General features: G+C 65.5%; 29 protein-coding genes. 16 read left to right on the forward strand and 13 right to left on the reverse strand.

Annotation, left to right across the window (positions count from 1 at the left end):
• The gene (locus tag V2I30_RS02085; protein WP_330660405.1) at positions 1 to 444 is read left to right on the forward strand and encodes a molybdenum cofactor biosynthesis protein MoaE; all 444 of its coding nucleotides are present in this window, start codon (positions 1 to 3) and stop codon (positions 442 to 444) included.
• Between the two features lie 81 nt (positions 445 to 525).
• Complete coding sequence (locus V2I30_RS02090) at positions 526 to 996, forward strand: hypothetical protein (RefSeq protein WP_330660406.1); 471 nt, start codon at positions 526 to 528, stop codon at positions 994 to 996.
• Positions 997 to 1,048: 52 nt separating this feature from the next.
• Here V2I30_RS02090 and V2I30_RS02095 read toward each other — a convergent pair whose 3' ends face one another.
• A complete protein-coding gene (locus V2I30_RS02095) occupies positions 1,049 to 1,723 on the reverse strand; it encodes a Crp/Fnr family transcriptional regulator (RefSeq protein WP_330660407.1) in 675 nt (224 codons plus the stop codon).
• A 56-nt stretch (positions 1,724 to 1,779) separates the two neighbouring features.
• The gene (locus V2I30_RS02100) at positions 1,780 to 2,295 is read right to left on the reverse strand and encodes a hypothetical protein (protein WP_330660408.1); all 516 of its coding nucleotides are present in this window, start codon (positions 2,293 to 2,295) and stop codon (positions 1,780 to 1,782) included.
• A gap of 274 nt (positions 2,296 to 2,569) precedes the next feature.
• Between V2I30_RS02100 and rplU the strand changes: the two genes are divergently transcribed.
• The 4 genes from rplU (at position 2,570) to V2I30_RS02120 (ending at position 4,827) form a co-directional block, all read left to right on the forward strand.
• Entirely contained in the window at positions 2,570 to 3,085 is a 516-nt protein-coding gene (rplU, locus tag V2I30_RS02105; protein ID WP_330660409.1) for a 50S ribosomal protein L21, read from the forward strand.
• Positions 3,086 to 3,097: 12 nt separating this feature from the next.
• Entirely contained in the window at positions 3,098 to 3,367 is a 270-nt protein-coding gene (gene rpmA, locus V2I30_RS02110; protein ID WP_330660410.1) for a 50S ribosomal protein L27, read from the forward strand.
• Positions 3,368 to 3,583: 216 nt separating this feature from the next.
• Positions 3,584 to 4,219, forward strand: coding sequence for a GNAT family N-acetyltransferase (locus V2I30_RS02115; protein WP_330660411.1), 636 nt, complete (start codon positions 3,584 to 3,586; stop codon positions 4,217 to 4,219).
• Positions 4,220 to 4,230: 11 nt separating this feature from the next.
• Positions 4,231 to 4,827: a TetR/AcrR family transcriptional regulator gene (locus V2I30_RS02120; protein WP_330660412.1), complete on the forward strand. Its 597-nt coding sequence runs from the start codon at positions 4,231 to 4,233 to the stop codon at positions 4,825 to 4,827.
• A gap of 10 nt (positions 4,828 to 4,837) precedes the next feature.
• On the opposite strand, the gene ygfZ is transcribed toward V2I30_RS02120, so the two are convergent.
• Together ygfZ and V2I30_RS02130 are read right to left on the reverse strand one after the other, a co-directional pair.
• On the reverse strand, positions 4,838 to 5,575 hold the full coding sequence (ygfZ, locus tag V2I30_RS02125) for a CAF17-like 4Fe-4S cluster assembly/insertion protein YgfZ (RefSeq protein ID WP_330660413.1): 738 nt from the start codon (positions 5,573 to 5,575) through the stop codon (positions 4,838 to 4,840).
• The gene (locus V2I30_RS02130) at positions 5,572 to 6,462 is read right to left on the reverse strand and encodes an ATP-grasp domain-containing protein (RefSeq protein ID WP_330660414.1); all 891 of its coding nucleotides are present in this window, start codon (positions 6,460 to 6,462) and stop codon (positions 5,572 to 5,574) included. The genes ygfZ and V2I30_RS02130 overlap by 4 nt, the downstream gene beginning before the upstream one ends.
• A gap of 70 nt (positions 6,463 to 6,532) precedes the next feature.
• On the opposite strand from V2I30_RS02130, the gene pyrC reads away from it, so the two are divergent.
• On the forward strand, positions 6,533 to 7,570 hold the full coding sequence (gene pyrC / locus V2I30_RS02135) for a dihydroorotase (protein WP_330660415.1): 1,038 nt from the start codon (positions 6,533 to 6,535) through the stop codon (positions 7,568 to 7,570).
• Here the strand turns inward: pyrC and rarD are convergent, their stop codons facing one another.
• Positions 7,571 to 8,482, reverse strand: coding sequence for an EamA family transporter RarD (gene rarD, locus V2I30_RS02140; protein ID WP_330660416.1), 912 nt, complete (start codon positions 8,480 to 8,482; stop codon positions 7,571 to 7,573).
• Between the two features lie 374 nt (positions 8,483 to 8,856).
• Here rarD and V2I30_RS02145 point away from each other — a divergent pair, with 374 nt between their 5' ends.
• On the forward strand, positions 8,857 to 9,582 hold the full coding sequence (locus V2I30_RS02145; RefSeq protein WP_330660417.1) for a hypothetical protein: 726 nt from the start codon (positions 8,857 to 8,859) through the stop codon (positions 9,580 to 9,582).
• Between the two features lie 15 nt (positions 9,583 to 9,597).
• Here V2I30_RS02145 and astD read toward each other — a convergent pair whose 3' ends face one another.
• Complete coding sequence (astD, locus tag V2I30_RS02150; protein ID WP_330660418.1) at positions 9,598 to 11,016, reverse strand: succinylglutamate-semialdehyde dehydrogenase; 1,419 nt, start codon at positions 11,014 to 11,016, stop codon at positions 9,598 to 9,600.
• A 154-nt stretch (positions 11,017 to 11,170) separates the two neighbouring features.
• Positions 11,171 to 12,580: a protein adenylyltransferase SelO family protein gene (locus V2I30_RS02155; RefSeq protein WP_330660551.1), complete on the reverse strand. Its 1,410-nt coding sequence runs from the start codon at positions 12,578 to 12,580 to the stop codon at positions 11,171 to 11,173.
• A gap of 72 nt (positions 12,581 to 12,652) precedes the next feature.
• On the opposite strand from V2I30_RS02155, the gene V2I30_RS02160 reads away from it, so the two are divergent.
• The 5 genes from V2I30_RS02160 (at position 12,653) to V2I30_RS02180 (ending at position 18,590) form a co-directional block, all read left to right on the forward strand.
• Positions 12,653 to 13,516 (forward strand): alpha/beta fold hydrolase, encoded by an 864-nt coding sequence (locus V2I30_RS02160; RefSeq protein ID WP_330660419.1) that lies wholly within the window; start codon positions 12,653 to 12,655, stop codon positions 13,514 to 13,516.
• Positions 13,517 to 13,528: 12 nt separating this feature from the next.
• On the forward strand, positions 13,529 to 14,665 hold the full coding sequence (locus V2I30_RS02165; protein WP_330660420.1) for a glycosyltransferase: 1,137 nt from the start codon (positions 13,529 to 13,531) through the stop codon (positions 14,663 to 14,665).
• 186 nt (positions 14,666 to 14,851) lie between these two features.
• Positions 14,852 to 15,697 (forward strand): tetratricopeptide repeat protein, encoded by an 846-nt coding sequence (locus V2I30_RS02170; protein WP_330660421.1) that lies wholly within the window; start codon positions 14,852 to 14,854, stop codon positions 15,695 to 15,697.
• 29 nt (positions 15,698 to 15,726) lie between these two features.
• A complete protein-coding gene (locus tag V2I30_RS02175; RefSeq protein ID WP_330660422.1) occupies positions 15,727 to 17,055 on the forward strand; it encodes a PQQ-like beta-propeller repeat protein in 1,329 nt (442 codons plus the stop codon).
• Positions 17,056 to 17,168: 113 nt separating this feature from the next.
• Complete coding sequence (locus V2I30_RS02180) at positions 17,169 to 18,590, forward strand: methyltransferase family protein (RefSeq protein WP_330660423.1); 1,422 nt, start codon at positions 17,169 to 17,171, stop codon at positions 18,588 to 18,590.
• 22 nt (positions 18,591 to 18,612) lie between these two features.
• Here the strand turns inward: V2I30_RS02180 and V2I30_RS02185 are convergent, their stop codons facing one another.
• The 4 genes from V2I30_RS02185 to V2I30_RS02200 all read right to left on the reverse strand — a co-directional run bounded on the left by V2I30_RS02185 (position 18,613) and on the right by V2I30_RS02200 (position 21,362).
• Positions 18,613 to 18,918 (reverse strand): putative quinol monooxygenase, encoded by a 306-nt coding sequence (locus V2I30_RS02185; RefSeq protein WP_330660424.1) that lies wholly within the window; start codon positions 18,916 to 18,918, stop codon positions 18,613 to 18,615.
• A complete protein-coding gene (locus V2I30_RS02190) occupies positions 18,909 to 19,043 on the reverse strand; it encodes a hypothetical protein (protein ID WP_330660425.1) in 135 nt (44 codons plus the stop codon). Before V2I30_RS02190 ends, V2I30_RS02185 begins: the two co-directional genes overlap by 10 nt.
• Positions 19,044 to 19,141: 98 nt before the next feature.
• On the reverse strand, positions 19,142 to 20,527 hold the full coding sequence (locus tag V2I30_RS02195; RefSeq protein WP_330660426.1) for a glutamate--cysteine ligase: 1,386 nt from the start codon (positions 20,525 to 20,527) through the stop codon (positions 19,142 to 19,144).
• 64 nt (positions 20,528 to 20,591) lie between these two features.
• A complete protein-coding gene (locus V2I30_RS02200) occupies positions 20,592 to 21,362 on the reverse strand; it encodes a 16S rRNA (uracil(1498)-N(3))-methyltransferase (RefSeq protein ID WP_330660427.1) in 771 nt (256 codons plus the stop codon).
• Between the two features lie 273 nt (positions 21,363 to 21,635).
• Between V2I30_RS02200 and ubiA the strand changes: the two genes are divergently transcribed.
• Together ubiA and V2I30_RS02210 are read left to right on the forward strand one after the other, a co-directional pair.
• Positions 21,636 to 22,544, forward strand: a complete 909-nt coding sequence (gene ubiA / locus V2I30_RS02205; protein WP_330660428.1) for a 4-hydroxybenzoate octaprenyltransferase — start codon at positions 21,636 to 21,638, stop codon at positions 22,542 to 22,544.
• Positions 22,545 to 22,550: 6 nt separating this feature from the next.
• A complete protein-coding gene (locus tag V2I30_RS02210) occupies positions 22,551 to 23,195 on the forward strand; it encodes an SOS response-associated peptidase (RefSeq protein ID WP_330660429.1) in 645 nt (214 codons plus the stop codon).
• Positions 23,196 to 23,256: 61 nt separating this feature from the next.
• Here the strand turns inward: V2I30_RS02210 and V2I30_RS02215 are convergent, their stop codons facing one another.
• A complete protein-coding gene (locus tag V2I30_RS02215) occupies positions 23,257 to 23,655 on the reverse strand; it encodes a VOC family protein (protein ID WP_330660430.1) in 399 nt (132 codons plus the stop codon).
• A gap of 134 nt (positions 23,656 to 23,789) precedes the next feature.
• Between V2I30_RS02215 and soxR the strand changes: the two genes are divergently transcribed.
• A complete protein-coding gene (gene soxR, locus V2I30_RS02220) occupies positions 23,790 to 24,251 on the forward strand; it encodes a redox-sensitive transcriptional activator SoxR (RefSeq protein WP_330660431.1) in 462 nt (153 codons plus the stop codon).
• Here soxR and V2I30_RS02225 read toward each other — a convergent pair.
• A complete protein-coding gene (locus V2I30_RS02225; RefSeq protein ID WP_330660432.1) occupies positions 24,248 to 24,787 on the reverse strand; it encodes a SixA phosphatase family protein in 540 nt (179 codons plus the stop codon). The genes soxR and V2I30_RS02225 overlap by 4 nt on opposite strands.
• Positions 24,788 to 24,841: the final 54 nt, after the last annotated feature.

Here is a 24,841-nt window from a genome sequence, read left to right on the forward strand (position 1 = left end):
ATGCGCGACATTCGCGTGCTCGCCGAGCCCTTCGCGCCCGCCGACGCGATTGCGGCCCTCGCGGCCGCCACGCCCCAGGCCGGCGGCATCGCCAGCTTCACTGGCCAGGTGCGCGCCGGGGACGATGTCGAAGCGCTCGAACTGTCGCATTACGCGCCGCTCACCCTGCCCGGAATGCAGGAGCTGGGCGAGCAGGCCGGAAAGCGGTTCGACCTACTCGGGACCACGCTGTTGCACCGGATCGGAACGCTGCGTCCGGGGGATCCGATCGTCTGCGTCGCCGCCGCGGCGTGTCATCGTCGCAGCGCCTTTGACGCGGTCGATTTCTGCATGGACCATCTGAAAGGCGCCGCGTGGTTCTGGAAGCGTGAACGGCGCGATGGCGAGTGGCGCTGGATCGAACCGCGCGCCGAAGATCATGCCGATCTCGCTCGCTGGCGCTGATATTTTCGCACCTCTTTGATCTGCATCAAAGTCGCCGCGCTCCGCCGGCTCTAATCCTCCTTGCGGACAAGGAGAACGGTCATGAGCAAGCAAATTCAGGAACAGATCGCCAGCGGCAAGGCCCGCCTCGTCGCCGCACCCGGCCCGGACGGCGTGCCGGCTCCCGAGCTACGCCTGCCGAACGCGCCGCGCCCCCAGGTCGAAAGCGATCGCAATTTCGAGATCCCCACCGCCTTCTACGGCGCGACCGCGGCGCTTTATCTCGCCTTCCTCGCCGTGATGTTCGCTGGGCTGGCAACTCCCGGTCTCGTTATCCCGATGGCGATCTTCACGATCTTCGTAATCGCCATGTTTGGCGTACCGGCGATCTGGACGCGGCTGCGGGATAATGAGAGCGCACCGATGACCGTGGGCGCGTTCCGCAATGCCGGAATCATGACCCATACCGGGCGGCTGAGCGCGCGCGATGCCGGGGTGCAGATGCTGATCCTGCCGGTCCTGATCGTCGGCTGGGGTATGGCGGCGGTGACCATCGCCGCCATCGTGTCCTGAACTCAGGTTCGGCCATGGGGATGGGGCGACGTTCCCGGCCGGATCGGGGCGCCTAGAGGGGATCTGGGCGCCCCGCTATCTGCGCGAGGAGCGCGGCATCGCACAGCGCGATGCCACGCTTTCCTTCGCGTGCAATGGCGCCCGCTTCCTCGAGCTCGCCGAGCTTGCGGCTGACCGTCTCTATCGTCAGGCCGAGCATCCCGGCGATCTCGCCGCGGGTCAGCGGCAATTCGAAGCGATCGGCGAGGTGGCAGGACGTGTCGCTCGCCGCGACCGCGAAGTCATGAAGCAGCGCCGCCAGCCGCTTGTCGGCGCTCGCATGCGCGGTCAGTTCGAGCAGGCCGCGCGCGGCGAGCAGGTCCTCCTGGCTGCGCCGCAACAATGCGCGGGCGAGCGCGGGATAGGTGTCGATCGCGCGCTCGATATCGGATTTGGCGAAGGTGCACAGCCGGCTTTGCGTGAGCGCGACGACGTCGTGGCGGGCGAAGGGGGCGAACATCTCGCCGATGAAGCCGGCGGGGTGAACGAGGCTGAGGATACGCTCGTTGCCGTCTTCGTCCACCGCCGAGACCTTGAGTGCGCCGCTCACCAGGGTGGCGCAGGCGGCATCATCGTCGCCGGCGGCGAACAGCATCTCGCCGCGCTCGAGCACGCGGCTGCGTCCAGCGGCGGCCAGGGCGGCGCGTTCTTTTTCGTTCAGCACCGCGCAGGCGGCGCTGCTGCGCACCGGACAAGTCTCGCAAGCCTGGGCTGCCGCTATGTTCATGCCAGCCGCACCCCCCGCTATAATCCAAGCGCCAGGGCGGCTGCGTCGAGACTTTCATCCTGCACTTCGACCAGTCGCGCGACTTCGCCTTGTGCCTCCTCGATGGCTTCCAGAGCGCTCAGCTGCGTTGCGGTTTCCGCCTCGAGCCGGTCGAGATCGGCCAGCGCCAGCGCCGTGTCGGCGCGGATCGTGGTGAGATTGGCGAGCGCGACGAGCGCGCGGGAGCGGCGATCGCTGTCGTTCGAGAGCCCGCTTGCCGCGCGTGCCAGATCGAGCGTTGCAGGACGCTGGTCGAGGAAACGCGCATGCGCCTCGCGCGCGCGTTCGAGCGGCGCTGCGATCAGCGCCGGGTCCACTTGAACCACGGGAGCGGGGGCGGCCGCCGGCGGCGCGGCGTTCCCCGCCAGAATTGCGCGTTCCGCATCGCGGATGGCGAGCGAGGGATAGCGCGTATCGCTGCCCGCGCATCCTGCCAGCGATGGGACACCAATGGCGACAAGTAAGGGCCAAAGCGGGGCGGGGCGAAGCGTCATGATGGCGCTGTCTATCACGGTGCCAACGCGCTTTCAAAGCCGGACGCAGCGCCTCCTGACGCATTTCGACAGCGCGCCGCGACGGTCCGCAGTGCCCAAGCGAAAGGGCGCCGAATTTCCCGCGCGAGGCGTTGACTTCACTCAGGTCTTCCCTTAACGGCACCCATCTTTCCCAGCGCTGCAACGTCGCGGCGCTGTTTATCCGTTCGACCAGGCGGCTGCCCAGCGGCGCTCGCAAGGGTCGGACAGTCAGAATTGATGAGAGTGACAAGCCATGTTCGCGATAGTGCGCACGGGCGGCAAGCAATATCGGGTTGCCGCCGGAGACAAGATAGCCGTCGAAAAGCTTAGCGGCGAAGCCGGCGACACGATCACCCTGGGCGACGTCCTGCTCGCCGGTGAGGGCGACACGATGGCCGATGCCGCCAAGGTGACCGTTTCGGCAGAGATCATCGCGCAGGCGAAGTCGGAAAAGGTCGTCGTCTTCAAGAAGCGCCGCCGCCACAATTATCGCCGCAAGAATGGCCATCGTCAGCAAATGACGCTGCTGCGCATCACCGATGTCGGCGAAGGCAAGCCCGCGGCGAAGAAGGCGCCCGCCAAAAAGGCGGCCCCCGCAAAGCAGGAGGCCGAAGCCGAGGCTAAGGCGCCAGCGAGCGAGGCTGCGCCCAAGAAGGCTCCGGCGAAGAAGGCGGATGCAGCGGCGGACAAGAAGCCCGCGGCAAAGAAGACTCCGGCCAAAAAGGCGCCGGCCAAGAAGGCCGAGCCCAAAACCGAAGACAAGAAGTAAGGATCGCAGACAATGGCACATAAGAAAGCAGGCGGTTCATCGCGTAACGGTCGCGATTCGGCCGGTCGTCGCCTCGGCGTGAAGAAGTTCGGCAGCGAGCAGGTCGTTGCCGGCAACATCATCGTGCGCCAGCGCGGCACCAAGTTCTATCCGGGCACCAATGTCGGCATGGGCAAGGATCACACCCTCTTCGCGCTCGAAGACGGCGTGGTGCGATTCCACTCCGGCAAGCAGGCTCGCAAATACGTGTCGGTCGACATGATTGCGCAAGCAGCCGAGTAAGCGGACGATTCGATAACGGGATCGTCCAACCAGGACGGTCCCAGCCGAGCGATCGGCACAGACATGAGGGAGATGGGACTTTCCTGGTTTCCAGGGGAGGTCCATCTCCCTCTCGTCGTTTCTCCCTCGCATCTCATCGGAAATGAACGTTCCGGTGCACGCAATCTGTCACGCATGGTCCATAAGGGGCGATGCGGGGCGAGGAGGAGAGAACCTGTGTTCCATCGCAGCGCGCGATTGTTGTTGAGACCGATCTGGCCTGAGGACTGGCGCGGCGTACATCGCGGCATCGCTGACGAAGGCGTCGTGCGCAATCTCGCCCGCGCGCCTTGGCCCTATAGCGAAGAAGACGCCCGCCGGTTCGCCGAGCGCGAGGAAAACCCCAAATATCCGCGCTTCCTGGTGACGCGCGCTGCCGATGCGCAGATACTGGGCTGCGTCGGCTTCAATGAAGCCTCGCCGACAGACCATGCGGAAGCGAGCGGCGGCCGCGACGCGCCGGCGGTCGAGCTCGGCTACTGGATCGCGCGCCTGTTCTGGGGTCAGGGCTTTGCGACCGAAGCGGGCGCGGCGGCGCTCGCAGTCGCGCGCGCGCTCGGACATCGCCATGCGGTCGCCTCGCATTTCCTCGACAATCCGGCTTCGGGCCGGGTGCTGGCAAAGCTCGGTTTCGAGCCGACCGGACGCATCGTCATGCACGCCTCGTGCGGGCGCGGCGAGGAGGCGCCGGCAGCGCTCTATCGGATGGATCTGGCGAAGATGGCAAGCCCGGTCCGCGCTGGGCCTGAAATAGCGAAACGGTCCGCGAGTCGCCACGTCCGGCGCCTTGAGCGCGGGCGCCGCTTCGCCTAGACACCGGCGCGATGGCAACCCGCAAACGACTGACCCCCGAGGAATCGCGCAATTCCGCGCTCGAAGCGGCGCGCGCGCTACTCATCGAAACGGGGCCGCAATCCGTTACGCTCAAGGCGGTAGCGGCGCGGATCGGGCGCACCCATGCCAATTTGCTGCACCATTTTGGATCGGCTTCGGGTCTTCAAAAGGCGCTGGCCGAACATCTCGCGCGCACCGTCTGCTCGACCATTCGCGACGCTGTCCATGCGCGGCGTGCAGGGCTCGGATCGGTGCGCGAAGTGGTCGACCTGGCCTTCGATGCGTTCGACCGCGAGGGGGCCGGCGCTCTCACCAGCTGGATGCTGCTGACGGGTAACGAAGACGCGCTCGATCCGATCATCACCACGATCCACGAGCTGGTCGACGAGATCGCGCCGATGGAGGCGGAGCATTGCGACGATCCGCTGCATGTCCACAAGGATACCCTCGGACTGGTCCTGCTGGCGCTCGGCGATGCTCTGATCGGCGCGGCGCTCGCCAAATCGCTCGGCCTGCCTCGCGACACCGCCCGGATGCGCGCGGCGGCCAATCTCGAGGCCTCGATGGCCGAGCATCACGAGGCCTAGTTTTTAGGGCCTAATCCGCCGTCGCGATCCCCGCCGCCTGCCAATCCGGAAGCGTCGCCGTATCGAGATCCGCAACGCGCAGGTGATCTACCGCCACGCCAAGCTCGGGATAGGCGGCCTTGCGCCGCTTTTCCTGCGATCGATCGAGCGGCACCACCACCAGCCGACGACTGACCTTCTGCCGCCAGTTCATGCGCGCGGTATTCTCCTGCCCGATATAGCAGCCTTTTTCGAAGCTTACCCCGTTCAGCTCGACCGCGTTGGTTTCCAGCCAGAGGATATCGCCCAGCTCAGCTTGCCCTTCCGGCACGCCCAGATCGAGGCGATGCGCGCGGTAAGCCTCATCGCCCGCGTCGCATTTCTCCGCTTCTGCGACCCGGCGAAATCCGAGCTCGGGCATTCGGGGATCGAGCACGGCGCCCATGAAGTGGTCCTCGCTCCACAGCGAGGCCAGCTCCGGTTCGCGTTCGATCGCGATCTTTCGGCGCAGGCGATAGAGCGAGAGGCGTTTGACCAGGTCGTCCACAACCGCCTCCTCGCAATCGAGGAGGAGCGCGTCGTCCTCGCCATCCCACACAAGAAAATCGAACATCGCCTTGCCTTGAGCGGAGAGCAGCGCGGCATAGACGGGCAGAGCGCTGCCGACATCATTCGTCACCAGCCCCTGCAGGAACCCGCGCACATCCTCGCCCGGCTCGGTCGGCGAAAGCCGGACGATCGCGCGGGATTTCAGCATTTTGGCACTCATATCTGAAGCCTCTTCGCAAGTGCTTGAGCGAGGTGCGAGCCCAATTGCGGGCCCTGTTCGGGGTATAGATAGGGTTCGATCAGCTCCGCTTCCATCAGCAGCAGCGCGCCATCGTCGGCGCGAACCATGTCGATGCGGGCATAGAGGGGAGCGGGCGCGGGCAGGGCGGCGAGCACGGCGCGGGCTGTGGAAACCTCTTCTGGCGAAGGCGCGTGCGCCTCCTCGGTCCCGCCATAGAGCGACTGGATACGGTAATCGCCGCGCGCCGGTCGTTTGCGCAGAGCATGGCTGAGCGCGCCGTCGATGAAGACGAAGCTAAGCTCGCCTTCATCGGCGATTGCGGGAAGGTAGGGCTGCACCATCGCGGCATGGCCGAAACGCCATCCTCCGCCGGGTAGTTCGCCGTGCCGAACCAGTATCTGCCCAAGCGCACCCGCGCCCACCTGTCGCTTGATGACGAGCGCTTCGGCGTCCCACTGCGCCATCGCCGCCGCAATGTCGTCCGAATCGACATCCTTCAGCCAACGCGTTGGAACGGTCCGCACGTCGCGTTCGGCCAGTTCGCGCAGATAGGTCTTGCTGAGGTTCCAGCGGACGAGATCGGGTGGATTGAACACATGTATCCCGCGCGCCGCCAGTTCCTCAAGCCGCGCGACAAAAGCGGACGGTGCATCCTGATAATTCCAGGCCGTGCCCAGCAGCACGCCCGCACAGCCATCGAACCGTTCGATCGGCGATTCCCAGTCGATTACCTCCAGCGCCAGCCTGGCTGCTGCGAAGGGCGGCGCGAGCGCGGCAATCGTCAGATCGTGCTCGTGCGCATCGCCGCGGCGCTCGCCCGCTCCGGGCAGGGTCGTCATGCAGGCGAGGAAAGCGATCCTGGTCATGTCCGGCTCGCTCTAGGCAGCATGAACGGGGGTGGAAAGCCCGGGCGCACCGGCGTAAGCGGGCGGCACGATGACCGACCGCTTGACGATCCGCCGCCCCGATGACTGGCACCTTCATTTCCGCGACGATGAGGTGATGCGCGGCGTCGTCCCCTACACCGCATGGCAATTCGCGCGCGCGATCGTCATGCCCAATCTCGCGCCCCCGGTCACTCACGCGGCGATGGCCGCGCAATATCGCGAGCGTATCCTTGCAGCCGTGCCCAAAGGTGTGCGCTTTACCCCGTTGATGACCTGCTATCTGACCGACGACACCGATGCCGACGATCTGGCACGCGGCGCGGCCGAGGGAATTTTCACCGCAGCCAAGCTCTACCCCGCCAATGCTACCACCAATTCCGCGCATGGGGTCTCGGACGTGGCGCGAGTTTATCCGGTGCTCGAACGGATGGAGGCCGAGGACATCGTCCTGTGCGTCCATGGGGAAGTGACCGAGGACGAGATCGACGTCTTCGACCGCGAGGCGGCTTTCATCGAACGGCATCTGCGCGGCATCGTCCGGGATTTCCCGCGCCTGCGCGTCGTGTTCGAACATATAACCACCAGCGACGCCGTCCGCTTCGTGCGCGAATGCGGGGATGGGGTGGCGGCGACCATCACGCCGCAGCACCTCCATATCAACCGCAACGCCATGCTGGTGGGCGGCATCCGCCCGCACAATTACTGCCTGCCCGTCGCCAAGCGCGAGGAACATCGCCTCGCGCTACGCGAAGCGGCGGTGAGCGGTTCGCCCAAGTTTTTCCTCGGCACCGATTCGGCCCCGCACCTTCGCAGCGCCAAGGAAACCGCCTGTGGCTGCGCAGGCATCTTCAACGCGCCCTTTGCGCTCGAAAGCTATCTTGCGGTGTTCGACGAGGAAAAAGCCCTCGACCGATTCGAGAGCTTTGCCTCGATCCATGGGCCAGCTTTCTATGGTCTCCCTGTGAACGAGGAGACGATCACCCTCGAACGCGCGGCGCTCGAAGTGCCGGGCGAATTGACGCTTGCCGGCGAAAGTATCGTGCCGTTCCACGCCGGCGAGACGCTGGGCTGGCGCCTCGCGGGTTGATCAGGCTGTCACCGCGGCGGGGCGACGCGTGCGCAGCCACAGATCGCCGACGAAGATCGCCACCGCCCCCCAGATCAGGACGAAGCTGCCGAGCTGGACCAGCTGCAATTCCTGGCGAAAGACGGTGAGCCCGAGGACGAAGACGATGGTCGGCGCGAGATACTGGATGAAGCCGAGCGTCGAATAGTTCATCCGCCGCGCGGCGATCGCGAAGAGGAGGAGCGGGACGGCGGTGACCACCCCGGAAAAAGCGATAGCTGCGCTGAGTGCCGGATCGACGGTGAAAGCAGAGCCCGCGGGCGAGGCCGCGTAATACCATACAATCAGGCAGGCGGGCGGCAGCAGGATCGCGGTCTCGATCGTCAGACCCGGGAGCGCGCCGACCGAAACCGTTTTGCGAACAATGCCATAGAGGCCGAAGCTCAAAGCGAGTGTGAGGCTGATCCACAAGCTCGTCAGCGCCCCCGCGGCGAGCACCGCCACCGCGCAGGCGGCGATCGCAACCGCGAGCCATTGCAGGCGCGACAGCCTTTCCTTGAGCAGCATCGTGCCCAGCAGGACGTTGAGCAGCGGGTTGAGATAATAGCCGAGACTGGTCGCAAAGACCTCGCCCGCGAGGATTGCCCAGACATAGACGAACCAGTTGAGCGCGATAAGGGCGGCGCTTGCAAAAAGGGCGACGAGGGCGCGCGGCTGCGCGATGGCCTGGCGCAGCGCCGCGAATTGTCCGCGCGCGGCGACGATCGCGAGGCAGAAGGGCAGCGTCCAGATGATGCGCCAGCCCACGAATTCGAACGGCGGGACGCTGAGGACCAGCAACAGGTAGAGCGGCAGGAACCCCCAGATCACATAGGCGCCGACCGCGGCGAAAAGACCGGAGCGCTGCGGCGCTTCGAATGGCGGGTTCGTCATGCGGCCAGCGGGTAGGGTCTGCCCCTCGGGGGCGCAAGCGCGTCGATTGCGGGCAATCGCGTTACTTAAGGAAACTCATCCGAAAGCTGAACGAACGCCAAACCGGGTGATGCGCACGTGTTCATTTTCACCGATGTAAATATGAACACATCGAGCGAGGGGCGATTCGCAAGCCGGAGTGCTCTCCTCGCGTGCAACCAGACAACGACTTGGGCCAATTCCACCAATGGCCCGGGCGCGGCTCCCACCAGTCGCGGGAAAGCGCCCCCAGGCCCTTCGGGGTCCGGGGGCGTTTTTTGTTTGTGGGTTCGAGGGCTTCGATGGGGAGCGCCGATTTGCGAGAGTGTTAACCATGGTTGCCCCATAGGGCGATCATGTATCGGTGCGTCCAAGCCTTCCTGACCAGTCTCATTGTCCTCGCGCTTGGCGCATGCGCCGACGACAGCGTTGCGCCGGGCGATGGAGACAACGATCCGCTATCGCAGGACCCGATCCTCGCCCGCGCGCTGTTCGATCCGCTGATGACCGACCCCGATCTCGCCACCCGCAACGAAGCGAATGCGGCGATTACCTGGCGCGACGCGCATCCGCTGCCACCGATGATCCACCATGAAGATGCCGCCGCGCGCGCGAGCGAGGCGGCGCAGATCGAATTGCTGCGCGCCGGCCCGATCCCCGCATTGCCAGGAGCGTTATCCGGCGCGGGGTCGGCGCTGGGAGAGCTTACCTCCGCTGCACAAATGCTTGGAGCCGTAGGTGCGTCCAGCGATTGCGCAGCGCAGGTTACAGGCGAGCTTGGCTGGGCGGCGCGAATGCCGGACGTCGCCGCGATCATGCCGCACGGAATGATCCACCAGGCAGCGGGCGCTGAAGAGGGCGACTGCGCGGTCCACATCGCGCGCTATCAAACTCCGGTCGATGCACTAGAGGCGCTCGAATATCATCTCGCCGTAGCCATCCGCGCCGGCTTCACCATCGAGCGCTACAACGCGCCCGAATTGCAGTTTCACGGGCGAGGCAAGCGCGAACACATCGCCGTCCATGCGCGCGAGGGGCCGGGCGGGTTGGCCGAAATCGACATCATCTACTGGCGCGGTTGACGCGCCGCACGCACGCTATTCTTCGTCTTTCAATCCCACGCCGATATTGGCTCGCGGCTGGTCCATCTCGGTGCTGGCGACCGGGTAGGCGCAATAATCGGCGGCGTAGTATGCGGCGGGGCGGTGATTGCCCGATAGACCGATCCCGCCGAAGGGGGCTTTCGAAGAGGCGCCGTTGGTCGGTTGGTTCCAGTTGATGATGCCAGCGCGGATATTGGCCCAGAAACGCCCGTAATCCTCGGGGCTTCCGCCGATCAGAGACGCCGACAGGCCGAAACGGGTGTTGTTCGCCTCCGCGATACCGGCATCGAGATCGGGCACGCGGATGACCTGGAGGATCGGGCCGAACAGCTCGATGTCGGGTCGGTCGTCGAGCGCTGTGGTGTCGACGATGCCGGGGGTGACAAAGGGCAGGTCGGGATCGGTCCGGCGCATGTGCAAAATCGGTTTGCCACCCGCGGTCATCAGCGCGAGGAAGCTCTCGGTAAGGCCGTCGGCGGTGTCGTTGTCGATCACCGGCCCCATGAAGGGCTGCGGCTCGGCGAATGGGTCGCCGATGCGCAGCTTGCGAGTGAGCGTGACCAGTTCGGGCACGAGCTTGTCATACACTGCATCGATCACGATCAAACGACGCGCGGCGGTGCAGCGCTGGCCCGCGGTGGTGAAGGCGCTTTGAACGATCAGCGCGGCGGCATCGGCGATCTTGGGTGTGTCCAGCACCACCATGGGATTGTTCCCGCCCATTTCGAGCGCGACGATCTTGCCCGGATTGGCTGCCAGCTTGCGATTGATGGCGATGCCGGCCTGCGCGGAGCCGGTGAAGAGCACGCCGTCGACGCCCGAATGCGCGACCAGCGCCTTGCCTTCATCGGGTCCGCCGGCGACTAGCTGCACGACGGCTTCGGGTATCCCGCTGCGTTTCCAGCAGTTCACCAGCGCGGCGCCGACCGCGGGCGTCTTTTCCGACGGTTTGAAGATCACCGCATTGCCCGCGATCAGCGCCGGGACCATATGGCCGTTCGGCAGATGTGCGGGAAAATTGTAGGGGCCGAGCACCGCCATCACTCCGTGCGGCTTGTGGCGCACCGCAGCGGTTCCCTGGAGCGCGCTGTCGAATTTCTTGCGACCCGTGCGCTCGGCATAGGCCTGGACCGAGATCTCGACCTTGGCGATCACCGCGTCGACTTCGGTGCGCGCTTCCCACAGCGGCTTGCCAGCCTCGCGCGCGATCAGCTCGGCGAGGGTTTCCGCGTCGGCGCGCACCTCGTTGGCAAAGCGCCGCGCGACTTCGATCCTGTGTGTCTGTGCCTGCGCGGCCCATCCCGACCATGCCGCCCGCGCTCTGGCGACCGCCGCATCGACATCGTCGACCTCGCCTTCCCAGACCACTTCTCCGGTCGCCGGCGCGCGCGAAACGATCCGCGTGTCGCTCATGCGAGGTTCTCTATCGTGGCGGTGTCCGGCAAAAAGCTCCCCCAAATTCGCGAGCGTTCTGGCGACGCTCTTTGGCATGACGGCATTAATCGGGAGCCGCTCGATTATCTAGGAAAATCCTGAAGGTAGAGCGAGCCCCCGGGGGCAGGGCGCATTACCGGAGATGGCCGGCGGGGGCGGGCGGTGGTCCGAGCGCTTCCCCCATGCGGCGGATCGCGTCGATCTTGGCCATGAGCGGCCGCCAGTCGTCGCGCTCGTCGATATGCGACCACAGCGCCTCGACCTCCTCGATCAGCAGCGATTGGGGTACGGCGTCCTCCCAATAGAGATGCCGATCTTCAACCGGTTCGTATGCGGCCAGCGCCTCCGCCAGTTCTCCTCCCGGTTCCCCCGCCATGTCGCGCCCGCCGCGATGGGCGAAGAAAAACGCATCGGGGCCGATCCCTGTCTCGCGCATGGCTTTCTCGCACGCTGCCACCAGCTGCGCATCCTCCTCGCTGCCGCGCGGATGCACGCCCAGACGCCAGCACCACCGCCGCCCCACAGCCGCCATGTAGAGCGGCCCGAAACGTTCGAGCGCGGCGATCAGCGGCGCGCTTTCGGCCATTAGCCGCAAGGCGACCGCGAATTGCCCGCAATTCCAGTGCAGCGCCTCCGGCTGGCGGCCGAAGGCGTAGAGTCCGCCATGATCGAAATAGGCGGCGGTAAAGGCGGGGTCCCAGCGCGGCAGCCAACGCCACGGCCCGTAATCGAAGCTCTCGCCGGTGATGTTCATATTGTCGGTGTTGAGCACGCCATGGACGAAACCTGCGACCATGTAGGAGGCGGCGAGATCGGCCATGCGCTCGGTCACCTGATGCATCAGCTGCACCGCGGGCTCGTCGCGGCCGGGCGCGTCTTCGGGCGGCGGCGGGCCGGGGAAGTGATCGAGACAATATTGCACCAACTGCGCCATGCGATCCGCTTCCTCATGCGCCATCAGCCGCTGGAACGTGCCGATGCGGATATGCGAGTTTGAGAGGCGGGTGAGGACGGCTGAACGGGTCGGCGAGGGTTCGTCGCCGCGTTCGAGCTGCTCGCCGGTTTCGACGACGCTGAAGGTCCGCGAGGTGTAGACGCCCTGCGCTTCGAGCATTTCGGTCGCCAGGATCTCGCGCACCGCGCCCTTCAGGGTCAGCCGCCCGTCGCCCTGGCGCGAATAGGGCGTGGTGCCCGATCCCTTGGTGCCGAAGTCGAGCAGGCGTCCGCTCCGGTCCCTCAGCTGCGCGAAGAGAAAACCGCGCCCGTCGCCGATTTCGGGATTATAGGTGCGAAACTGGTGGCCGTGATATTTGAGCGCCAGCGGGCGGGGAAGGTTGTCGGTGAGCGGCTCGAACCTTGCGAAATGGCGGATCCATTCCGTATCGCCAAGCGATGCCAGGCCCACTTCTTCGGCGGCGCGATCATTGCGAAAGCGCAGGCGGGTCTCGGGAAAATCGGCCGCCTCGACCGGCGAGGCCAGCCAGTCGGCGAGCGCGAGGATTGCGGGATCGGGGCGATAGCTTGCTTGCGGTTCCTCGCTCATCCCGCGATAGTGGAGCCTCGCCATCCGGCGCGCAACCACACCTCACCATACGATATGCGAAGAGACGCCCCGATGGCTGATGCCTACACCGAGAGAAGCTGGACCAGCGAGGACGGATTGACGCTCGCTTTTCGCGATTATGCGGGGCCGGAAGGGGATGACGGCGTGCCCGTCCTGTGTCTTCATGGGCTCACCCGCAATGCCCGCGATTTCCACGATCTCGCGCTGCATCTGGCGGAAAAGCGCCGCGTGCTCATCCCGGAAATGCGCGGTCGCGGGAACAGCGCCTATGCCAGCGACACGGCAAGCTACAAGCCCAAGCAATATGTCGCCGATGTCGAACATCTGCTGCGCGAGGAGGGCATCGCCCGTTTCATCGCGATCGGCACCTCGATGGGCGGGCTGATGACGATGATGCTGGCCGCCGCCGATCGGACACGGATCGAGGCCGCGGTACTCAACGATATCGGGCCCGAGATCGATCCGGCGGGCGTGGCGCGGATCGGCGATTATGTCGGACAGGCGCGCTCCTATCCCACCTGGGTTCACGCCGCGCGCTCCCTTGCCGACATCCACGGCGCCGCCTTCCCGCGCTACGATCTCGACGACTGGCTGAAGATGGCCAAGCGCACGATGACGCTCGGGCAGAACGGGCGGATCAGCTACGATTACGACATGGCGATCGCCGAACCGTTCCGGCAGGGCGGGGAATCGCCCGAGGGGAACCTCTGGCCGCTGTTCGACGCATTGCACGACGTGCCGACATTGCTGGTGCGCGGGGCATTGTCCGACCTGCTGACGCCGCGCACGGTGGAGGCGATGGCTGCGCGGCATTCCGATTTGCAGACGGTCACGATCCCCGAGGTCGGTCATGCCCCGACGCTCGACGAACCCGAAGCGCGCGCGGCGATCGACGCGCTGCTCGCGAGGCTCTGACGAACTCACGCCATGCCTGCCCGCAGCGACGTGCCGCATATCCTGCACTGCCATTCCACCTTCGCGCCCGGAGGCAAGGAATTGCGCGCCGTCCAGCTGATGAATGCGTTCGGCAAGGATGCGCAACATACGATCGTCTCGGGGGTGGAGGGCGAGCGCGGCGCTGCGGATCATATCGATCCGGGCACTGCCTATCGGATCGCGACCGACTTTCCCCCGCTCACCGGCTGGCCAACGCCTGGGCGGCTGGTCGCCATCGCGCAGGCGATGAAGCCGTTCGACCTCGTTCTCAGCTACAATTGGGGAGCGATCGACGCGGCGATGGCGCATACGGTCTTTGCCGAGGCGCTAGGATTGCCGCCGCTGATCCACCACGAGGACGGGTTCAACGAGGACGAGACGGACGGCCTCAAACCGCGCCGCAACTGGTATCGCCGCGCGGCAATGGGCCGCGTCCATGCGCTGGTCGTGCCCAGTCGCGGGCTGGAAGCGATAGCCGCGCGCGAATGGAAGTGCCCGCCCGTACAAGTGGTCCGCATCCCCAACGGCATCGACACGCGCGCCTTCGGTAAAAAGCCCGACCCTTCGAAGCTGCGGCTGATGAAGCGCCCCGGCGAGCGCTGGGTCGGCACGCTTGCAGGCTTGAGGCCGGTTAAACAGCTGCCCCTGCTGGTCGAGGCTTGTGCAAAGCTCGATGCCGACTGGCACCTCGTGATCCTGGGCGAAGGGCCCGAACGCGAGGCCATCCAGGCGCGCGCCGATGCGCTGGAAGTCAGCCATCGGGTGCACCTGCCCGGCGCACTCACCGATCCGGCGAGCGTCATCGGCCTGTTCGACATCTTCGCGCTTGCCTCGCGCAGCGAACAATTCCCACTCTCGGTGGTCGAGGCGATGGCGGCAGGTCTGCCAGTCGCCGCGCCGCAGGTGGGCGATATCGCCTCAATGGTGTCGGAGGCGAACCGCCCTTACATCGCGCCGGCAGGCGACGAAGGCGCACTCGCGCAGAAGCTCGGCGAACTTGCCGCCGACGCGCGCCTGCGCCGCAAGATCGGCAAGGCGAACCGGGAACGCGCCCGCGAGCGTTTCGATGCGCGCGACATGATCGCGGCCTATCGCGAGCTCTATTGGGTAGCGATGGAAAGCGCCTAAGGCTGAGGTCGCACCGTCGTGCGCGCTTCATTCGGGGTTCAACTTGTGCGCGGCACTCATGCCACCGCGAAGGCGCCGTTGCCGCGGCTGTGAGCGCGGCCGGCGTGCGGCATTGCGGAAGGGCCCGCCCCTCCCTAAAGAGCCGCGCATCGCCCGTACATTGACGAGACAGGAAGACATCGCCCCGTGGCGCGTATCCCGACCAACACGACCCCGCCCGCACGGCCAGTCCAGACCCCGAAACCCGCCGCGCCCGGCGGCCCTTCGCGCGAGGACGAGATCCTCATGCGCGAGATTGACGAGGCCGTGCGTCAGGACGACACCGCCGCCTTCTTTCAGCGCTATGGCCTACCGCTTGGCATAGCGATCGCGCTCGTGCTGCTGGGCATGCTCGCCTATTGGTGGTGGGATTCGAGCCGGGAGGCCGAGCTCGAGGCGCAGTCCGAGGCGATCGTGAGCGCGCTCGATTCGGTCGATGCGGGCGATTATGCCGGGGCCGAGGCCAAGGTCGATCCGCTGATAGACGAGGGTTCGGTCGGCGCGCGTAGCATGGCCCGGCTTCTCCAGGCCGCCGCCGCGCTCGAACAGGGCGAAGAGGCGCGTGCGGTGGAGCTTTACGCCGCCGTCGCTGCCGATGAAGCGGCACCCGGGCCGCTGCGCGATCTGGCGCGGCTGCGCGAAGTGGCGACCAATTTCGACGATCGCGCGCCCGAGGATGTCATCGCCCGGCTCGGCGACCTCGCCGTGCCGGGGAATGCCTTTTTCGGCAGCGCGGGCGAGCTCGTCGCAATCGCCCATCTCGAAGCGGGCAACCGCGAGCGCGCGGGCACCCTATTCGGCGAAATCGCGCAGGACGAGGCGCAGCCCGAAACCCTGCGCAACCGCGCGCGCCAGATGGCGGGGTTGCTGGGCGTCGATGCGATCGAGGATGTCGAACAATTGCTCGAACGCGAGCGCGAACGCGAACAGGCTCTGTCGCCCGCTACCGGTGTGATCGGCGCGGGCCGTGCCGCAGCCGTGCCGCCGCAGTGACGATCAGGAAAGTTGACGAAACCATGTCTATGACCAACCGCCATCCCGTGAAATTCGCAATTCTGTCGGGAGCGCTCGCAATGGTGCTGACCGGTTGTGGCGGGCGCGAGAAGACGACGCCGACGATCGGCGAGCGCACCCCGATCCTGTCGCGCATCGAAAGCGGTGCGGCGGTCGATCCGACCTTGGCCAATGTCTCGGTCGTCCTGCCGCCGGCGCAGGTCAATGCGGAATGGGCGCAGGTCGGGGGCGCGGCGGACAAGTCCTATGGCCATCTCGCTCTGAGCGAAAACCCCACCAAGGTCTGGACCGCGCAGATCGCCGGTTCGAACGATCGTGAAAAGCTGGCCGCATCTCCCGTAATCGGGAGCAGCAGGCTTTACGTCGAAGATACCGAGGGCGCGATCTGGGCCTTCGACAAGGACACGGGCGATGTCGTCTGGAGCCGCGACGAAAACGAAATTCCGGACGAAAACCGCGCGGCGGCCTTCGGCGGCGGCGTCAGTTACGACAATGGCGTGATCTACGCGACCAATGGTGTCGGCGAGGTCAAGGCCAAGAACGCGGCAACGGGGGAGCGCATCTGGAAAGTAAAACCAGCGGGGCCGCTCCGCGGTTCGCCCACGGTCGCCTTCGGCCAGGTCTATGTGATGACGCAGGACAACCAGATCATCGCGCTCAACGCCGCCAACGGCGAACTGCTGTGGAACGAATCGGGTTCGAGCACGCAATCGGGCGTGTTTGGTGTCGCCGCTCCAGCTGCGGGGCAGGGGACGGTGATTGCGGGCTATTCCTCGGGCGAATTGTCGGCATATCGCTACGAGAACGGACGCACGCTGTGGGCCGACGCGCTGGCGCGGACCAACATCTCGACCAAGGTCAGCACCGTTACCGACATTGACGCCGATCCGATCATCGATTCGGGCCGCGTCTACGCCCTTGGGCAGGGCGGGCGCATGGCGGCCTACGAACTCGTCACCGGACAGCGCATCTGGGAATTGAACCTTGCCGGAATTTCGACCCCGTCCATCGCGGGCGAGTGGATTTTCACCCTTACCGACGATGCGCGCCTGCTCGCGATCGCGCGTTCGACGGGCCGCGTGCGCTGGATCACGCAGCTGCAACAATATCGCGATGAAAAGGACCGCAAGGGCCCGATCTTCTGGACCGGCCCGGTGCTGGCGGGCGGGCATCTGTGGGTCGCAAGCTCGCGCGGCGAAATCTGGAAGGTCAGCGCGGGCGAAGGCTCGGCGCAGCTGTTCGACGACGTCGGACAACCAGTCAGCCTCGCTCCGGTGGTGGCGGACAATATGCTCTACATTCTGGACGATTCGGGCACCATCCACGCCTATCGCTGATTCTCGCGCCGCGAGGCGCGGCGTTAACCCTTCGAACGGGCGCGTCTTGTCGCGGGACGGGCCGAAACGGGTGGGCGGAGAATTAACCCCTCGGCGCTAAGCGCCTTGGGGCAATGACCGCCACCTCGCCCTCCATCCCGGCAAGGCCACAGCCAGCGTTCGGCGGGCAGCTTCCGCCGAGTGACGTCTCCTCGGGCGTCGGGCTCGCGGGACTGCTCGGGCTGCTGGTCTGGATACTTTTCTGCCGCACCTTTCCGGCGTTGGCGCCGGTCTTCGGCCTGCCGCCGGAATATGGCGTTCTCTCCGGCCCTTATGCTGCGCTTACGGCAATGGTCTTCACCGCCGGACCGATGGCGATCTGGTCGCTGCTGGTCGACAAGGTCCATCTGCGCCCCTCGACCGGGCTCGACTGGAACCTGGCACGGCGGATCGAAGATGTCCTGCCCGATGCGAGCATAAAACTCGTCGGATTGTGGGCGACCTGGGCGATCCTCGCCGCGCTTTACGCGCTATGCCGCTGGTATTGGGATGGGCAATATCTCTTCGTCATGCACCTGCTCGGCTACGCGCTGCTGCCGCTCGTGGTGCTATCGGTCCCCTATGTCGTCTGGCTCGACCGCTTCATGGTGAACCCGCGCGATGCAACCTGGCATTTCGGCGCCGCCCTGCTCGGGCGAGGGATCGGCGATGGCGAGGCGATCAAGCGGCATTGGCGTGCCTGGATCATCAAGGCGTTTTTCGGCGCTTTCATGATTTCCATCCTGCCCGCCGGATTTGCCATCATCGTCGAGGCGGACCCGGCCGCGATGTTCGGCCATCCGGTGGAGATCGCGATGTTCTTCATCACCCTGTTGTTCGTCGTCGACGTGCAGATCGGGACGGTCGGCTACCTCTTCACCCTGCGCCCGCTCGATGCCCATATCCGCTCGGGCAATCCGTTTCTCGGCGGCTGGCTCGCGGCGCTGATCTGCTATCCACCCTTCGTCTGGGGGGTCATCGGCGCGGACGGTCAGATCCTGTCCTATGAAAGCAATGTCGCCGACTGGGGTCATTGGCTGGCCGGGCAGCCGGCGCTGCTGTGGGGCTGGGCGGGGCTGCTGGTCTTTCTCACCGCGATCTATGCCTGGGCGACCGTGATTTTCGGCATCCGCTTCTCCAACCTCACCTATCGCGGTGTGCTGACCAACGGGCCCTACCGTTTCACGCGCCATCCGGCCTATCTGTCGAAGAACCTGTTCTGGTGGTGCTCGGTCATGCCTTTTCTCGTCACCAGCGGATCGGCGAGCGACGCATTGCGCAACACCATGTTCTTGCTGGTGGTCAACGCGATCTATTACTGGCGGGCGCGCACCGAGGAAGCGCATCTGCTGGCCGAGGATGCGAAATATGGCGTGTATCACGCCTGGATGGAGCAGCGCGGGCTGATCACCGCACCGCTTGCGCGGTTGCAGCGGGCGGTGTGGTCGCGGATATCGTCGGCGAAGGATGAGCGTGCGGCCCCCGGCCTGGATCGCCCGCGCGAGCCTGCCGAATGATGTCGACGGGCCCGGCCGCGCGTCAGATATAGAAACCCTCATCCACCTCATAGGCGATGAGCTCGCGCTCGGTCATGGCGAGGGCGGAAACCTGCGCGCGCCATTCGGCGATATGGGCGGTGCGAAAATGCGCTTCGAGCGCGGCACGGTCGCGCCATTTCTCGCTCACCCGAACCAGGCCCTCGTCGAGTACGTCGAGCGCATAGGCATATTCGATGCACCCTTCTTCCGCGCGGCTCGCGGCAATCATTGGCTCCATCGCCGACTCCACCATGTCGACCATAGAGGGCGGCACGCGGAACGAGCCGATAACGACGATCATCGCCATGGTGCGCCGCCCAGCGGCTGGTTTATCCGCAGCCCGATGATCTCGACGTCGAACCCGGCTATCGCCTTGCGCCCATTATCGAATGCGCCCGGCCCCCGCCGAGCTTCGGCCGATACGATCGGCATAGTCGTCCCCCCTCGCGCGCTGAAATCTGCGCGGCTAATTTCGGGCTTACTTCAGCCGCAGCGGGCTTAGCAACCTAATGGCGCGGGGCGCCGATCATTCAGAACGAATATGCGTAGACCTGCGAAACGTCTTCGTCCCAGCGACCGTGATAGGCATCGAGCAGGCGCTGAGCGGGGACCTTGCCGCTCGAGACGATTTCGTCGAGCGTTTCGAGATAGCCGGTCTCGTTGTCGCCGCTCGCATTGATCCGCGCGCGCGCGGCGAGGCCCTTATGCGCGATGGCGAGCGCTTCGCGGCCCAGATCCTGCATCGTGCCGCCTCCGGGGATTGGCGTGTCGAGGCCGAGTTTAGGAGCGTCACTGCGCAACCGCTCGCGCTCTTCCATGCCCCAGTCCTTGACCAGATCCCAGGCGGCATCGAGCGCCTGACTGTCATAAAGCAGTCCGACCCAGAACGCCGGCAGCGCGCAGATCCGGCTCCACGGTCCGCCATCCGCGCCGCGCATTTCGAGAAAGCTCTTGAGGCGGACCTCCGGAAAGGCGGTGGAAAGATGGTCCCACCAGTCGCTCGCTGTCGGGCGCTCGCCGGGAAGAACGGAGAGCTTGCCAGCGAGGAAATCGCGAAAGGAAAGGCCGGCAGCGTCGATGTAGCGCCCCTCGCGGAACACGAAATACATCGGCACGTCGAGCATATATTCGGCCCAGCGTTCGTAGCCGAAGCCGTCCTCGAACACGAAGGGCAGCATTCCGGTGCGGTGCGGATCGGTGTCGCTCCAGATGTGGCTGCGATAGGAGAGGTAGCCGTTGGGTTGCCCTTCCGTGAAGGGCGAGTTGGCAAACAGCGCGGTGGCTAGCGGCTGGAGTGCCAAGCCAACGCGAAACTTCTTCACCATATCCGCCTCGCTCGAATAGTCGAGATTGACCTGGATGGTGCAAGTGCGCAGCATCATGTCGAGGCCCAGATTGCCGACGCGGGGCATATGGTCCATCATGATCTTGTAGCGGCCTTTCGGCATAACGGAGAGGTCGTCGCGCCGCTTGTCGGGCCACATGCCGAGCCCCAGAAAGCCGACGCCCAGACGCTCGCCGATCTCCTTCACCTGCGCGAGGTGCCGCCCCGTCTCGGCGCAGGTTTCGTGCAGGTTTTCGAGCGGCGCGCCCGACAATTCAAGTTGTCCGGCAGGTTCGAGGCTGACCGTCCCGTCCGCGCCCCGCATCGCGATGACATTGTTGGTGCCATCGGGCGCCAGTTCCTCGATCGGCTCCCAGCCGAACTTGGTAAGGCTCATCAGCAGGTCGCGAATTCCTCCCTCTTCGCCATAGGACGGGGCGCGCCGGTCGGCGACGCGGTAGACGAACTTTTCGTGTTCGGTGCCGATACGCCAGTCAGCTTTCGGCTTTTCCCCGTGGCGCATGGGCGCGGTGAGGTCGTCCAGCGTCTCGATGATCGGCTCGTCGCTCGAAGAGGTCTCGCGGGTGCTCATGCGGGGCGGCTCTATTGAAGGCGCTTCGCGGTGAAAAGCGCATTCTGGCTTTGTCGGCGGCAAATCATCCTTGCGTGTTGCCTGGATCTCTCGCCCAATCCCCGGCTCCGGCCATCCACACCGAGAGCGCGGCGATGGCGGCGGTTTCGCCGCGCAGGATGCGCGGGCCGAGCGAGATCGCGCACGCTTGGGGCAGGGCACGGATACTTGCGCGTTCGGCATCCTCGAAGCCGCCTTCGGGACCGATCAGGATGGCGGCGGCCGAACTTCCTGCCGCAAAGGCGCGTTCGGCGGGATCGCCGCCCTCTTCGTCGGCAAAGAAAAGGGTGCGGTCCGAAGGCCAGTCTCGCAGCAGCGCGTCGAGCTTTTGCGGCTCGTCCAGCCGAGGCAGCGCGGTGCGCGCGCATTGTTCCGCGGCTTCGATCGTGATGGCGCGCGCGCGGTCCATGTTGAGCTTGTCGGCGACGCAGCGGCGCGTAAGCACCGGCTGGATGCGCGCGGCGCCCAGCTCGGTCGCCTTTTCGAGCACGAGGTCGAAGCGGTCTTTTTTCAGCAATGCCGGGCAGAGCCACAGATCGGGGACTTCTTCGCGCGGGCGAAGCCGCCCCGTGACGGTGAGCCGAACGCGCCGTTTCTCCACCTCGTCCACCCGCGCCGCCCATTCGCCCGTGATGTCGTCGCAGAGGATGACGGTGTCCTCCACGCCTACGCGCATCACTTTGCCGAGATAGTGAGCCGCATTGCCGTCCAGCGTAAGGGTATGACCTTCGCCAAGCTCCTCCTTGACGAACAGGCGCGGCACGCTCTTGGGAGGCCAGGCGGGGGTGGCGGGCATGGCGCTCCTTATCCTGATCATCCCTTACCGTCATCCCCGCCCCCATCCGTCATCCCCGCCCCCCTCCGTCATTCCCGCCCCCCTCCGTCATCCCCGCGAAGGCGGGGATCCCGTTTTCCTGTGCGCCGCGGGAAAGCCCTGGGTCCCCGCTTTCGCGGGCATGACAAGGTGGTATAGAGGACACCGCACCATGACCGCGCGCTTTGCCCGAACCGCCATTACCTCGACCTGCCTGGCATCGACCTCGCCAGCAATGCGACAGAACCCGTTGAGATGACCGACCAAGTCGTCCCGGACAGCGAGCATCGCTCCTTGATCGCGCGCCTGCCGCAGCTCCCGCGCGATCTGGCGCAATTGGCGCGGTTCGATCGGCCGATCGGGTGGTGGCTGTTGTTCTGGCCCTGCGTCTTCGGCGTCTGGCTGGCGGGGGCTGGGCCGCAATTCGCGCTGCTCGGCTGGTTGCTGCTGGGTGCGATCGCGATGCGCGGGGCGGGCTGCGTCTACAACGATATCGTCGATGCGAAGCTCGACCGCCAAGTTGCGCGCACCGCCACGCGGCCGGTCGCCAGCAGGCGGGTGTCGAAGAAGCTCGCTTGGGCCTGGCTTATTGCGCTGTGCCTCGCGGGGCTGACTGTCCTCTTGCAGCTGAGACCGATCGCGCAGATCGTCGCGCTCGCCAGCCTCGTGCTGGTCGCCGCCTATCCTTTCATGAAACGGATCACCTGGTGGCCGCAGGCCTGGCTCGGGATGGTTTTCAACTGGGGTCTGCTCGTCGGGTGGAGCGAGCTGCGCGCCGACAATTGGGACGCGCTCGCCGCGCTTTATGCCGGGTGCATCGCCTGGGTCATCGGTTACGACACGATCTACGCGCTTCAGGACCGCGAGGACGACGCCCTGGTCGGCATCCGTTCTAGCGCATTGCGCATGGGGTCGCGGGTGCAGGGCGGGATCGCCGGTTTCTACGCCGCGGCGGTGGCGCTGTGGGCGCTCGGCTTCTGGCTTTACCGCCCCGATCTCGCCGCGGTGCTGACGTTGGTGCCGGTCGCGCTGCAACTTACCTGGCAGGTGTCGACGCTCGATATGGGCGATCCCGACAACCCGCTCGCCCGATTCCGCTCGAATCGCTGGGCCGGCGCGCTGATGGCAGCGGCGTGCTTCATCGTCGGCAATGCGGGGGCCTGAGGCGGAATGTGCAACCTTTACCGAATGACCAAGAATGTCGACGAGGTCGCGCGCTGGTTCGACGCAATTAACGAGGCGGGCGGTGCCAATATCGCGAGCGAGGTCTATCCAGGATATCCCGGACTGGTGGTGGCGGAGGGGAATGTTCGCTCGATGAGTTGGGGCTTCCCGCTCGAACGAAAGGGAAAAAGCGGACAGCCGCTCAAACCCAGACCGGTCAACAATGCGCGTACCGACAAGCTGGACAGCTATTTTTGGCGGTATTCGTTCACCGAGAGACGCTGCCTCATCCCGCTTACCGCCTGGGCCGAGGCCGAGGGGCCGAAAGGCGCCAAGACCCGGACCTGGATGTCGCCTGCGGGCGATGGGACGCTGTTCGCTTGTGCGGGGCTATGGCGAGAGAGCGACGCCTTTGGGCAGGCTTATGCCATGGTGATGACCGATGCTGCCAGCTCGCCCGCCGCCGAAGTCCACGCACGCATGCCGGTGCTGCTGGCGCGCGAGGATCATGGCCGTTGGCTTTCCGGATCGCCGGAAGAGGCGAAGAGCCTGTGCAAGGCCTGGAGAGGCGAGCTGACGATCGAGCGTAGCGACCAGCCGTGGAGCGGCGCCTCCGCGCCGGCGGCCCAGGCGCAGAAGGGGCTGTTTTGATCGTCGTCGGAGTCGTCGTTGGGGCGCGGAGCGAAGAGCGGCTCGATGATGATCGGCTCGTTCATGCCGCCTTACCCTGCTCGGTCTGCGTATAGGAGACGACCTCGAATTCGATACCGTCCCAGTCGAAGAAGTAGAACCGCCGGCCCGGTTCGTAATCGTCGTGCCCGAAGGGCTTCAGCCCGGCTTCGGTCACCGCCGATTGTGCAGCGTCGAGATCGTCGACGACCAGTCCGATATGATTGAGCGGCTGGCCCTTCGCGAAGGATCCCGCCACCGCATCGCTCGTGTAAAGCGCGATATAGCCTGCGCCATTGCCGGGCGCGCCAATATGGATCGTGTCGCCGCCATTTTGCGATTTGCCGCGCCAGCGTATCTTCCAGCCTAGCAACTGCTCGAACAAGTCGACGCTGCGCGCAGGCTGGGTGACGGAAAGATTGGCATGTTCGAGGCGTCCCATTAGCTTTGCTCCAGATCAGGCGCGGGTGGGGAGACGGCCTCCCATTGCCCCCACGCGAATCATGTTGAGCGCTCATCATGCAATCTCAAGCTCACTTGAGATCAAGCCTTGATTGCGATATCGCTTCTGCTGGCATGACCGGAAAACTTTCCGCACGGGACCTGCTGACGATCGGCGATGTCGCGCGCCGCACCGGGGCGGCGGTTTCTGCGATCCGTTTCTACGAGGAGAAGGGGCTGATCGAACCTGTCCGCACTCGCGGGAATCAGCGTCGCTTCCTGCGCTCGGACATCAGGCGGCTGAGCTTCATCCTCATTGCGCAGCGTCTCGGCCTCAGTCTCGAGGAGATCGCGCTCATCATGAAGGGCCTGCCCCACGGCCGCACGCCAACCGCGCGCGACTGGCGGCGGATCAGCACCACAATACGCGCCCGCGTGGAAGATCAGATTGCGGAGTTGGAACGCACGCGCGATCGTCTGGACGGGTGCATCGGTTGCGGTTGTCTCAGCCTCGACAAATGCGCGATCTACAATCCGGACGACAGGCTGGGCGAGAGCGGACCGGGTCCGCGCCAGATCGTCGCGCCCAAGGCCTAACCTTCCGGACCCAGTTCGGGATCGAAATCGCGCGGCCGAGCGAAATGGACGAGTTTGGCGCAGCGCGGCTTCAGCTGGTCCCAGCTCTCGATATCGCATTCGAGCACGGCAAAGGCGCCGGTCGGAAACTTGACCACCGCTTCGCGGAACAGGTCGTTTTCACGCGCCGGCGCGACCAGTTCGAGAATGGTTTCGAGCAAGCCCGGATTGTGGCCCGAAACGAGCACACTGCGTACCTCGCCATCCCCTTCGCCTGCATGCGCTTCGATCACTTCCATGATCGTGTCGGCGCTGGCGAGATAGAGCTTTTGATCGTAGCTGACATCGAGTTCGGGGAGCCCTTCCTGAAGGGTGGCGCACACGCGGGTGGCGGGGCTGGCGACCACGCGGTCCCACGCGATACCGTGATCGCGGACATGCTCGCCCATCACCTTCGCACCGCGGCATCCGCGCTCGTTGAGCCGGCGATCGAAATCGCGCACCGCGCCTTCGCCCCAATCGGACTTTGCATGGCGCCAAAGCCCCACGATCTTCATTGCTGCGCCTCGCTTCCTCGAAGGTTTGATCCCGACGGTGCTGCTAACGAGAGG

The organism is Erythrobacter sp., assembly GCF_036351135.1.
Classification (GTDB): domain Bacteria; phylum Pseudomonadota; class Alphaproteobacteria; order Sphingomonadales; family Sphingomonadaceae; genus Erythrobacter.

What these genes read in the sequence shown, in the direction of transcription:
- V2I30_RS02085 (WP_330660405.1), top strand. Translation starts at nt 1, where the DNA reads ATGCGCGACATTCGCGTGCTCGCCGAGCCCTTCGCGCCCGCCGACGCG.
- V2I30_RS02160 (WP_330660419.1), top strand. Translation starts at nt 12,653, where the DNA reads ATGGCTGATGCCTACACCGAGAGAAGCTGGACCAGCGAGGACGGATTG.
- V2I30_RS02195 (WP_330660426.1), bottom strand. Translation starts at nt 20,527, where the DNA reads ATGAGCACCCGCGAGACCTCTTCGAGCGACGAGCCGATCATCGAGACG.
- V2I30_RS02165 (WP_330660420.1), top strand. Translation starts at nt 13,529, where the DNA reads ATGCCTGCCCGCAGCGACGTGCCGCATATCCTGCACTGCCATTCCACC.
- V2I30_RS02100 (WP_330660408.1), bottom strand. Translation starts at nt 2,295, where the DNA reads ATGACGCTTCGCCCCGCCCCGCTTTGGCCCTTACTTGTCGCCATTGGT.
- V2I30_RS02190 (WP_330660425.1), bottom strand. Translation starts at nt 19,043, where the DNA reads ATGCCGATCGTATCGGCCGAAGCTCGGCGGGGGCCGGGCGCATTCGAT.
- rarD (WP_330660416.1), bottom strand. Translation starts at nt 8,482, where the DNA reads ATGACGAACCCGCCATTCGAAGCGCCGCAGCGCTCCGGTCTTTTCGCC.
- V2I30_RS02130 (WP_330660414.1), bottom strand. Translation starts at nt 6,462, where the DNA reads ATGACCAGGATCGCTTTCCTCGCCTGCATGACGACCCTGCCCGGAGCG.
- V2I30_RS02225 (WP_330660432.1), bottom strand. Translation starts at nt 24,787, where the DNA reads ATGAAGATCGTGGGGCTTTGGCGCCATGCAAAGTCCGATTGGGGCGAA.
- rplU (WP_330660409.1), top strand. Translation starts at nt 2,570, where the DNA reads ATGTTCGCGATAGTGCGCACGGGCGGCAAGCAATATCGGGTTGCCGCC.
- V2I30_RS02215 (WP_330660430.1), bottom strand. Translation starts at nt 23,655, where the DNA reads ATGGGACGCCTCGAACATGCCAATCTTTCCGTCACCCAGCCTGCGCGC.
- rpmA (WP_330660410.1), top strand. Translation starts at nt 3,098, where the DNA reads ATGGCACATAAGAAAGCAGGCGGTTCATCGCGTAACGGTCGCGATTCG.
- pyrC (WP_330660415.1), top strand. Translation starts at nt 6,533, where the DNA reads ATGACCGACCGCTTGACGATCCGCCGCCCCGATGACTGGCACCTTCAT.
- V2I30_RS02155 (WP_330660551.1), bottom strand. Translation starts at nt 12,580, where the DNA reads ATGAGCGAGGAACCGCAAGCAAGCTATCGCCCCGATCCCGCAATCCTC.
- V2I30_RS02090 (WP_330660406.1), top strand. Translation starts at nt 526, where the DNA reads ATGAGCAAGCAAATTCAGGAACAGATCGCCAGCGGCAAGGCCCGCCTC.
- ygfZ (WP_330660413.1), bottom strand. Translation starts at nt 5,575, where the DNA reads ATGAGTGCCAAAATGCTGAAATCCCGCGCGATCGTCCGGCTTTCGCCG.
- ubiA (WP_330660428.1), top strand. Translation starts at nt 21,636, where the DNA reads ATGACCGACCAAGTCGTCCCGGACAGCGAGCATCGCTCCTTGATCGCG.
- V2I30_RS02210 (WP_330660429.1), top strand. Translation starts at nt 22,551, where the DNA reads ATGTGCAACCTTTACCGAATGACCAAGAATGTCGACGAGGTCGCGCGC.
- V2I30_RS02180 (WP_330660423.1), top strand. Translation starts at nt 17,169, where the DNA reads ATGACCGCCACCTCGCCCTCCATCCCGGCAAGGCCACAGCCAGCGTTC.
- V2I30_RS02185 (WP_330660424.1), bottom strand. Translation starts at nt 18,918, where the DNA reads ATGGCGATGATCGTCGTTATCGGCTCGTTCCGCGTGCCGCCCTCTATG.
- soxR (WP_330660431.1), top strand. Translation starts at nt 23,790, where the DNA reads ATGACCGGAAAACTTTCCGCACGGGACCTGCTGACGATCGGCGATGTC.
- V2I30_RS02145 (WP_330660417.1), top strand. Translation starts at nt 8,857, where the DNA reads ATGTATCGGTGCGTCCAAGCCTTCCTGACCAGTCTCATTGTCCTCGCG.
- V2I30_RS02200 (WP_330660427.1), bottom strand. Translation starts at nt 21,362, where the DNA reads ATGCCCGCCACCCCCGCCTGGCCTCCCAAGAGCGTGCCGCGCCTGTTC.
- V2I30_RS02120 (WP_330660412.1), top strand. Translation starts at nt 4,231, where the DNA reads ATGGCAACCCGCAAACGACTGACCCCCGAGGAATCGCGCAATTCCGCG.
- astD (WP_330660418.1), bottom strand. Translation starts at nt 11,016, where the DNA reads ATGAGCGACACGCGGATCGTTTCGCGCGCGCCGGCGACCGGAGAAGTG.
- V2I30_RS02175 (WP_330660422.1), top strand. Translation starts at nt 15,727, where the DNA reads ATGACCAACCGCCATCCCGTGAAATTCGCAATTCTGTCGGGAGCGCTC.